Consider the following 8,418-nt stretch of genomic DNA (forward strand, 5'->3'; position numbering starts at 1 on the left):
GGCGGATACTCTAGCCGCTATATGCGCCTCACGGCGCGCGCGGCTAATGTTCGCTTCACTCACCAAAGGGAAAGGGCGACGTGCCTAGAACCCTTGCACCTGTTTCGCTGAGTTGATCCCTGATCCATGCCAGAACATCCATCAAGGGCAAGCAGGCTTTGCCTGTGCTACGCACCCTTGACGGACAACCTGTCACGGCTCTTTTTGGGATCAGCGAACAGGCTCCGAAGGGAAAGGCACTTAACCAATACCTTCCTACATCCCGACAGGTAGGAATATCTTCCTATGGACAAAATGGACATTTTAGCCACATAATGGGTGCAACGAAAGGAGACTGCCATGACACGAGTCACAGCAACAGAATTTAAAAACAACATTGGCGCATTCAGCGACGCTGCAATGCAAGAACCAGTTATCATCACAAGCCATCAGCGTGATCGTCTAGTCTTGCTATCAGCGGATGAATATCAACGCCTGACGGGAACACCAGAAGGCGTTTCAGATGATCGAAAGCGCCTCATTCGTGAACGCGCAGAATACCACCGCAACACTATCGTTGAGCTTGCCAACCGATGAGTGAGCCAAGCTGGCTGACGCGGGACGATGTTGAAGCGATCCACGAACAGATGATCGAAATAGGCGGAGGCGCGCACGGTTTGCGTGACCCCGCCCTTTTGGAATCTGCACTCGCCCGCCCTCAAAACCTTCATGCTTACGGCGAGAACGATACCTTTCAGCTCGCGGCCAGCTATGCCGAAGGCATTTCCCGCAACCATCCTTTTGTTGATGGAAACAAGCGAACAGCCTTCGCAACAGCAGACCTTTTCTTAGCTGAGAATGGGCAAAACCTCGATCAAGCCAAAAGCCATGAACATGCAGAGATGATGGAACAGCTCGGGCAAGGAAAAATCAACCGTGAAGACGCAGCGGAGCATTTTCGCGAACATTCCCGCTCTTTACAGCAGGAAGAAAGCCAATCGCAAAATCAAGAAAACGCTCAACGCCGTTCAGCTCGTGACATCATGCAAGAGCAACAGAGTAGGGCGAGAGATAGAGGACGGTAAGATTTGAAAGATAACGAAATTCGCTTATCCCCCATTGTTCGTATGAACATGACCTTCGACACAGAGTTAAATCTAGACAAAAACGGAGTGTTTGGGCGGGAAACATACGAAAATTACATCGAGCGACACAGAGAGGCTGTGCAGAAACAAGACCAACTAATTCGCGGCCTGTTTACCCAAAACGCCTTGCTGTTTCTCATCCTAAACGGTCAAAATTGGACGCTTCCGATCATTGGGGTGCAAATATCTGCGATTCCTGCGATCCAAGAAATTCTTTTGTTCAGCGCCTCTATGGCATTTTATTTTATGTGCGCAGCCTTCGTAACAAGCCAGTGTTATGGAGGCATCATCGACCAGTTCGGCAACCGTATCGTTGATAGCAACCTGATCGATCCTGATTTCTTCAACGCTTCTCGTAAACACTATGATTTTTTTCTCAAGCTATACCGACCCAAGTTGAACATCTGGGGGGAAGACTTTTACCAACACAAAAAGGGTTTCAGCGTATTTTCTGGCCTCATGAATATAATCATGATTGCAGTTGTTTTGCTTCTGCCAGTTACACATTTGGCTTTGATAGGTTCGGCATCATGGCAGGTCTACAGCTCTGATTGGAATGCCTACGCAAAGTGGTTTCTGTTGCTTACAACGGCCATCATAAATTTTGGTGGACTGGCTATGGTGTTCGGAATGAACAAGGACTTCACGTTCAAGATGATAGAGCCACAGTCAGATGGCGAACCCCTTGAACAAAATAGTGATAATCCTGAATAGACGCCCTAGCCCCTGCGTGACAACGAATTGAAGGGGCGGAGCGTCCGACCATCGGGAGGCGTCCTCTTTTCAGGATATCGCAGAAGCGATTTTAAGCCTCATAGAGGCCGCTTGCAGTGCTGACTATCCATTGCCCCGCAAAAAACCCAACAGGCCACCTCTGCGCGTTTCTGTGGCTTGTGTGGGGGTGTTCTGGTTGGATATGAGCAGTGTCTTGGCTTGCTCTTGCCATTTGTCTCGCTGATCCTTGAGATCGGCAATTGTACCGTCTCTATCCTCAAGAAGCTGTTTCAGGAACTTAACTTCGGCCTCTAACCCCCCTGTAACATCTACATTTTCTGGGGTTACGTGTCCTAACTTTTTACCCGTTGCGTTATTCCTTTCAGGGGTTGCGTCGGATTTTGCGGCTGGCCACACGCGAAACAGTTCGGCAGGGTCAATCTGATACCCGCCTTCTTCCGTCTTTGCTGCGGAAAGCTTACCTTTTTTGATTGCTCTTGTGATGGTGGGGATCGACTTCCCCACCTCTTTTGCGGCCTGTGATGCCGACAGTAACGTGCCCATAATGTGCCCCTTTCGTATCCTAACAGGTTACATCCTGTTTTAGGGTAACAGGGTTACACATTCGCACGGCTCTGGCAAATCCCCCTGATCGGGTGAGAAATCAATACATCTGTTGCTTGATCCCCGCCGCCGTATCGTTGACGGTTTCAGGGTTGGTCTGGATGGTTTCAAGGAGCTGGTTCACCCACACGACATAGGCAGCGGAATAGTAGTCGCTGACCATGTAGGGCAGGTCATGGCTCCATTGGCCGTAGGCCATGCGCAGCCCTTTGTACTTGAACCAGAAGAAGCCTTGTTCGTCGCTTTTCTCGACCCCGCCGACCGAGTATCCCGCCCGCAAGCCTTCGGCATTGTCCCAGCTATAGCGGTATTTCCCGACGCTGATCCCGTCGCGTGTGGCGGTGATCGTGATGCGGGGGAAGATTGCTCGCAGGATGGCGTATGTTGCCGCCAGCAAAATGCCAATCGTGATGATGATGGGCATCGGATTGTAGTATCCACGGGTGAAGCGGCCACGGTTGTCGTAGAACCCTTCAATAAACCCCATGGTAATGCCGATGGGTGGAAGAACAATCCATAGCGCAGCAATCGCAAACAAGCCGACGACCCACCATGTTTTGATGACGGTGGGAACCGAGGCCGTAAAGCTCTCACCCTTCGAGAATTCGGACAGATCGGCAAAGCGGGGATGTGGTCGGATCGCTGCATCCGTTTGGCTGTATTTGCGGGGCGGATTGATCCGCAGCATTAGGGCTTCGAATTTGTCTTCGTGCTTCATTTGGTCATCCTTAGATCAGAAAATTCGTTGTTCCAGTAATTGAGGCGACGCATCCAGATTGGATCGCCGCCAGGATAAATGACGAGCTGGGCGTTTGCCTGGCGCGAGAAGTGATAGGCCACTTCTTCGGGAGTGAGCAGGGGGGTGCCTTGAATGGACTTGGATTTTCCAGAGTACCCAAGCGCGGCCTTGTCGTAGCTAATTTCACTATCAGACACTTGCATCATGGATGACAGGCCGAGGCGGTCAGAGACGAATTTCAACGTCATCATGTCGTTGAGGCCGAAAGATTGGAACAGGGAGGCATTGCCGAGGAAGGTTTGCCATCGCTTGCCGTAGATGGATTCGGCTTGTGTAAAGTCCTGCCAGAATGACCAGATGCGAACGCCGTACCCCGCCAGCAAGCCCGCAGCCGTTTCGAGGGCTTTCATATGGCCGAGGACGTGTATTTCATCGAGGATCATCAGCCCTTTGGGGTCGTCACGTGGGACAGGTGGCGTCGCTTCCACTGCCGCCAGCATCCGATTGAGGAATAGGCGGAAGAAACGAGCATGGGTGTGCAGGAAGCCCGCAGGCAGGCAGAGGTAGATTGATTGACCGCCGAATTTCCATGCTTTGAGGTCAGGTTTTCTGCCCGTGTCGGACAGCATTTTTGCCATTTGTGGGGATGACAAGAACAGGATGTTTTGGCGCACCGTAGATAGGACAGAGCTGCGTTCTTCATGTCCCATGGACAAAAGCGCACCTGCCGCCGCCGCTGTGACGCCCCATGCGCGATCAGGGTCATCGAGCATGGCATCCAGAAGATCATCAAAATAGGCGTCGGGGTTTGGCTTGGGTCGTTTTCCATTTTCATCGGCTGGGGGGGATAGGGGAAGATGCAGCAGGCGGCTGACCTCGACCAGATCCCGTTTCCCCGATGGTTTGGACGCTACCCATGCGTTGAATCCTCTGAGCACGAGGCGAGCGTTTGCGCTCCAGTGGTCGTTTTCTTTGCCCTGCTCAGATACGACAAGTGCATCTGCGATGCTGTCGCAATGATCGACAAAGAGCGGATCGGCGGGGTCAAGATCGGCCAGAGGGTTGAATCCTGCTCGATACTCGTCGTCAACGTCTGCCCATCCAAATGGATCGAGCACGAATACATCTTGTCCCAAACCGCCCGCAGGAACACCACGACCACGGCCACGGCGTTCTGCTGTTAGGGTAGCGTTTTCGCCTTTGGGATCGAGCACCAAAACCGACCCTTTGTAGATTGCGAGGTTGGGCAGGATGACCGAGACGCCTTTGCCGGCACGTGAGCCTGCTACGGTCAACAAATGCCGGTCATCATCAAGGCAAATCCATTCGCCGTTTCGGTCTTGTCCAACAAGCGGCGCCGTTGGTTTGGGTGCCCATCGTTCGGATTGTGCCAGCCCTTCGGGCGGCACCCAAAGAGCACGGGGCGCACTGTCTTTCTGCGAAATTTCACGGGGGAGGCCGCGCGGCAGGTCTTCGAAACTAATCAACGTCAATCCTCGGTTACAAATGGGTTTGTGCAACTGTTACGCGCATTAAGAAAATGTTGACCCTTATTTGTCAAACTAAGAGAGTAGCGAGATATGTTTTTACTATGTAAAAACCTCGGTCATGGGGTCTAACGCCACCCCCTAACAACCCAGCTGGTGAAAGGAGCACATGTCATGGCACGACCAAAGATCGACCCTGCCGAAAGACGCACCGAACAGGTGAGCCTTGCCCTTTCCCCTATTGAGCTTGGGAACCTCAAGGCCAAAGCCAGTCAGGCCGATACGACCGTGACAGCCTTCGTCCGTGCTGCCGCGCTCGGACAGCGCGTCAGTGTCACAAAATCGACCGCGCCTGATTTTGTGACCCGTGACGAGTTACGGCGGATTGGGGTAAATCTGAACCAAATCGCCAAGGCATTGAACGCCCGCAAAGATGCGTTGCCCGCCTCGCTTGTATCCACTTGCGAGAAACTAGACGCCCTCTTTGATAGGTGGCTGGATCATGATCCCCAGAGTAGCCCGCGCAGGCCGTAGCTTTAAAGGCGCGGCGCGGTATTACCTTCACGATAAACAAGCCGACACTAACGAGCGCGTGGCGTTCATCGAGACGGTGAATTTGCCCACAGATGACGCCCATCGTGCGACCGCCCACATGATCGACACGGCCACACATGCGGCAGAGCTGAAGCAGGCGGCAGGGATCAAGGGCGGGCGTAAGATGCAATTCCCTGTCTATTGCTATTCCTTGGCATGGCACCCGTCAGAAACACCGACGCGCGAGGAGCAAATACAGGCCGCGCATGACACGCTCAAAACCCTTGCTATCGACGATCGGCAAGCCTTGATCGTTGGCCATCGCGATACGGATCACCCGCATGTGCATGTCATCGTGAACAAGGTTTGTCCTGACACTGGCCGTTCGGCTGTCATGTCCAACGATCAGGTATCCTTGTCCCGATGGGCAGAGAAATACGAACAACAGCGCGGCCAAGTATTTTGCAAGGATCGTGTCGAGAACAATAAAGCCCGCAAACGTGGTGAGTGGCGGAAAGATGACAGCCTGTCCCGCCGCCAGCACTATGAATGGAAAAAACAGGAATCCGATAAACTATGGTCAGACTACCGCGCGGATCGAGACGCGGCGAGCGCTTCTCGTCGGGGTCAATACGATGCCCTTTGGCAGCAAAGGCAGGATCGGTTCGCAGCTCGCAAGGCTGAGAACAAACAGCTTTATAAGCCTATCTGGCGGGACGTGTTCCAACGGCAGCGCAAGGAACTGAAAACCTATGACACCAGCCTGTCAAAGCGTATTGGGTTTGCTCTTAGCCAGAAAGACAGGGGAAAGCTGATGGGTGTTGTCCGCGCCTTCACTGCCGATCAAGGGCAGCGTCGGGATTTTCTGGACATGCAGGCGCAGGAACGCGCTCAGATCAGCGAAAAGCAGTCGCAATCTATCCGTGATGCTGGTCGAGAAGTCACAAAGGCATGGCGGTATGATCGTGACCAACTCAAGGCGATGCACAAGGAGCAGGACGCGGCGCGGCTGGATCACTACAAGGGGATGTCCGACAAGCTATGGGAGAAGGATCAGGGGGATGCAGCCAAGCAGGATTTTGACCGATCAACCGAACCGAAGAAAGCCCGTGATCCAGAGAAACAGAAACGCCGTTCAGCGCGTGACATCATGCAGGAGCAGCGGGACCAATCCCGCCGCCGCCCGCGCCGCCCTAGGCGTTAGGAAGTTATTCAAACCACGCGGTTTTTACTCTACGTGTGAAGCGTTGCGAGGTCGGTCCGGGAATGTCACACCCGAGACCTTCATAAACTTGTCCCGGTAAGAGTGAGTATGATTTGGTTTCACGTCTTGGCCGCCCATTGTATGTCCAAGTCGTTTCAATCATCACACCAATTTTTCTACTGCTGTGACCATTTTCGAGAATATACAATTTCCCGTTCCAGCTTTGCGAGCAAAAGCCGTCCCTCTTTTCAAGCGTCAAAAGTGCAAACCGACGGGCATCCTCTGACGTCTCATTGTCCACTTCTAGAGCTGCAAAAGTAGGACTGATATCGGAATGTCTTTGCGAAAAATTGGTATTTAAAACGGGAGCTTCGCGTTCATCAGTCACCGTCAGTCACCAAATTCGACGTCGGAGGCGGGGATAGTTCTTACTGGGAAAATAACGGTTGTAACAACCTCTCCCTTGTCGTTTTTACCTTCGACGATCTTTGTCGATGAGGCGTCCAAGGCATTTAATCTGTTCAGAAAGGACTCCAGTCGTGCCCAATTTTCGTCAACAGTTCCAGGTGCGCTTCGCTTTGACCAATTCATTTTGTTCTCCATAAATTCTTCTTCTGCGTGTAGACATCTTGCTACTATTTTAGACTATTGCAAGTGCGGGCTAAGTCCGTTGGTTCTTGGCTTTCTTACAGTAGCTCACGAATGCAGCCCCCGCATTTTTAGGGGGGTTGCCTTTGCCTGCCTCTGCCCTTGCATAGTTCAGCCAATTATCGCGCAATGCGTAGTAGTCCCAGCCCTTTTCGCGGGCAATCTCGCGGGCTTTTTCGTCTGCCCATTCAGGGATGAAAATATCCTGTCCCAGCTCGATCTTGGCCGACCGAGGACGGAAGGTCACAAGGTCTTTGTCGTTCAATTCGATGCGATAAAACGGTGTGTGATCTTCCTCGATGATCTGGCGCAGGTTCAGGCGAAACCGTTTCAGAGGCGCGTTGCTGCCTGTCTTGGCCTGCAGTTTTTCGAGGCCGATGTGCCACTTTGACGACATGCCGCAATGCTTGCGGGCAATTTCATATATCCGACGCTCTAAGGGGCGTCGCAGGCGGAAGTAGTCTTCTGAGATGCTGACAATCTCATTCGATTCAATCGCGCGCATGAACCAGTCGGACAAGATGACTTCGCAATAGTCGAGGCGCATCCGCTCGTCGTCTTTGAAGACGAAGCCGCTGCCTGACTCGATGAGCGAGAATACCCGTGTTTGTGCCTTTCCGCCTGTTTTGATGTTGGTCACGAACTGAGTACCAGCGAGGCGCACAAAGGCATCTTCGAGGCGTTTGTACTCGATACCGCCCGTCTTGCGGTTCGTAGCAATCATCAGTTCACGGGCAGAGAACCTGACGGTTTTGCCGATCTCTTTGCCTTGGTTCTTCATCGCCATCAGTTGAGAGACGCAGAAAATCAGAATGTCCTTGTCAAAGATCGTGGGCAGGCCGTTTCCAGAAGGCACGATTTTGAGTTTGTGGTCGCCGTTCTGATAGGTCAGGTGGCGGTGGTCAGGCTTCGTGGCAAGGCTAAAAATCGGGTGTTCCATCGAGGCGGTGTCGTCCTTGGGGACAACATCGGAAATGTCGAGAACAAAGAAATCCTTTTGAGGGTGTCGAATGGGTAGTAATGCCATGAATCGATCCTAGCCGAATTTCGTTATATCGGGAACCGAAAATTTCGTTATATCGGGAACCGACCGCGTTCGCACGATCAGGAACCAAAGTTCGTTACTTCAGGAACCAGAAATTGCCCAAATAGATTCGTTACTTTCGGAACCAAAGTTCGTTACTTTCGGAACCAAAGTTCGTTACTTTCGGAACCGTGTGGATAACTTTCCCTATATATACCAATACGTAGCGGGTGATTTTTGGGCTGGTAACTCACTACGTTAGTTAACTTAGTTAACACTAGGCTTCGGGATTACCCTTCGATCCGCCTTTGGCGGATACT

General features: G+C 52.3%; 10 protein-coding genes. 5 read left to right on the plus strand and 5 right to left on the minus strand.

The window, feature by feature from the left end; translation table 11 throughout:
* The first annotated feature begins 339 nt into the window (after positions 1–339).
* The 3 genes from DS901_RS04855 to DS901_RS04865 are packed head-to-tail and all read left to right on the plus strand — an operon-like array spanning position 340 to position 1,838.
* Positions 340–576 carry a type II toxin-antitoxin system Phd/YefM family antitoxin gene (locus tag DS901_RS04855; RefSeq protein ID WP_025060804.1) on the plus strand — a complete coding sequence of 79 codons (237 nt, stop codon included), beginning with the start codon at positions 340–342 and terminating at the stop codon, positions 574–576.
* Entirely contained in the window at positions 573–1,064 is a 492-nt protein-coding gene (locus tag DS901_RS04860; protein WP_113775819.1) for a type II toxin-antitoxin system death-on-curing family toxin, read from the plus strand. The genes DS901_RS04855 and DS901_RS04860 overlap by 4 nt, the downstream gene beginning before the upstream one ends.
* 3 nt (positions 1,065–1,067) lie before the next feature.
* On the plus strand, positions 1,068–1,838 hold the full coding sequence (locus DS901_RS04865; protein ID WP_147249853.1) for a hypothetical protein: 771 nt from the start codon (positions 1,068–1,070) through the stop codon (positions 1,836–1,838).
* Positions 1,839–1,961: 123 nt separating this feature from the next.
* Here DS901_RS04865 and DS901_RS04870 read toward each other — a convergent pair whose 3' ends face one another.
* The 3 genes from DS901_RS04870 to DS901_RS04880 all read right to left on the minus strand — a co-directional run bounded on the left by DS901_RS04870 (position 1,962) and on the right by DS901_RS04880 (position 4,610).
* Entirely contained in the window at positions 1,962–2,402 is a 441-nt protein-coding gene (locus tag DS901_RS04870) for a hypothetical protein (RefSeq protein WP_113775821.1), read from the minus strand.
* Positions 2,403–2,502: 100 nt separating this feature from the next.
* On the minus strand, positions 2,503–3,180 hold the full coding sequence (locus DS901_RS04875; protein ID WP_113775822.1) for a hypothetical protein: 678 nt from the start codon (positions 3,178–3,180) through the stop codon (positions 2,503–2,505).
* Complete coding sequence (locus DS901_RS04880; RefSeq protein ID WP_258546652.1) at positions 3,177–4,610, minus strand: type IV secretory system conjugative DNA transfer family protein; 1,434 nt, start codon at positions 4,608–4,610, stop codon at positions 3,177–3,179. Before DS901_RS04880 ends, DS901_RS04875 begins: the two co-directional genes overlap by 4 nt.
* A gap of 252 nt (positions 4,611–4,862) precedes the next feature.
* On the opposite strand from DS901_RS04880, the gene DS901_RS04885 reads away from it, so the two are divergent.
* Both DS901_RS04885 and DS901_RS04890 read left to right on the plus strand, forming a co-directional pair.
* Entirely contained in the window at positions 4,863–5,222 is a 360-nt protein-coding gene (locus tag DS901_RS04885; protein WP_113775824.1) for a plasmid mobilization protein, read from the plus strand.
* Positions 5,191–6,426 carry a relaxase/mobilization nuclease domain-containing protein gene (locus DS901_RS04890; protein WP_113775825.1) on the plus strand — a complete coding sequence of 412 codons (1,236 nt, stop codon included), beginning with the start codon at positions 5,191–5,193 and terminating at the stop codon, positions 6,424–6,426. The genes DS901_RS04885 and DS901_RS04890 overlap by 32 nt, the downstream gene beginning before the upstream one ends.
* Before the next feature lie 4 nt (positions 6,427–6,430).
* Here DS901_RS04890 and DS901_RS18535 read toward each other — a convergent pair whose 3' ends face one another.
* Together DS901_RS18535 and DS901_RS04900 are read right to left on the minus strand one after the other, a co-directional pair.
* On the minus strand, positions 6,431–6,814 hold the full coding sequence (locus DS901_RS18535; RefSeq protein ID WP_147249854.1) for a hypothetical protein: 384 nt from the start codon (positions 6,812–6,814) through the stop codon (positions 6,431–6,433).
* 273 nt (positions 6,815–7,087) lie between these two features.
* Positions 7,088–8,101, minus strand: a complete 1,014-nt coding sequence (locus DS901_RS04900; protein WP_113775827.1) for a replication initiator protein A — start codon at positions 8,099–8,101, stop codon at positions 7,088–7,090.
* Positions 8,102–8,418: the final 317 nt, after the last annotated feature.

Source organism: Loktanella sp. D2R18, assembly GCF_003318235.1.
GTDB lineage: Bacteria > Pseudomonadota > Alphaproteobacteria > Rhodobacterales > Rhodobacteraceae > Yoonia.

Coding starts and splice junctions, on each gene's coding strand:
- DS901_RS04855 (WP_025060804.1), top strand. CDS start 340: ATGACACGAGTCACAGCAACAGAATTTAAAAACAACATTGGCGCATTC.
- DS901_RS04860 (WP_113775819.1), top strand. CDS start 573: ATGAGTGAGCCAAGCTGGCTGACGCGGGACGATGTTGAAGCGATCCAC.
- DS901_RS04870 (WP_113775821.1), bottom strand. CDS start 2,402: ATGGGCACGTTACTGTCGGCATCACAGGCCGCAAAAGAGGTGGGGAAG.
- DS901_RS04875 (WP_113775822.1), bottom strand. CDS start 3,180: ATGAAGCACGAAGACAAATTCGAAGCCCTAATGCTGCGGATCAATCCG.
- DS901_RS04885 (WP_113775824.1), top strand. CDS start 4,863: ATGGCACGACCAAAGATCGACCCTGCCGAAAGACGCACCGAACAGGTG.
- DS901_RS04890 (WP_113775825.1), top strand. CDS start 5,191: ATGATCCCCAGAGTAGCCCGCGCAGGCCGTAGCTTTAAAGGCGCGGCG.
- DS901_RS04900 (WP_113775827.1), bottom strand. CDS start 8,101: ATGGCATTACTACCCATTCGACACCCTCAAAAGGATTTCTTTGTTCTC.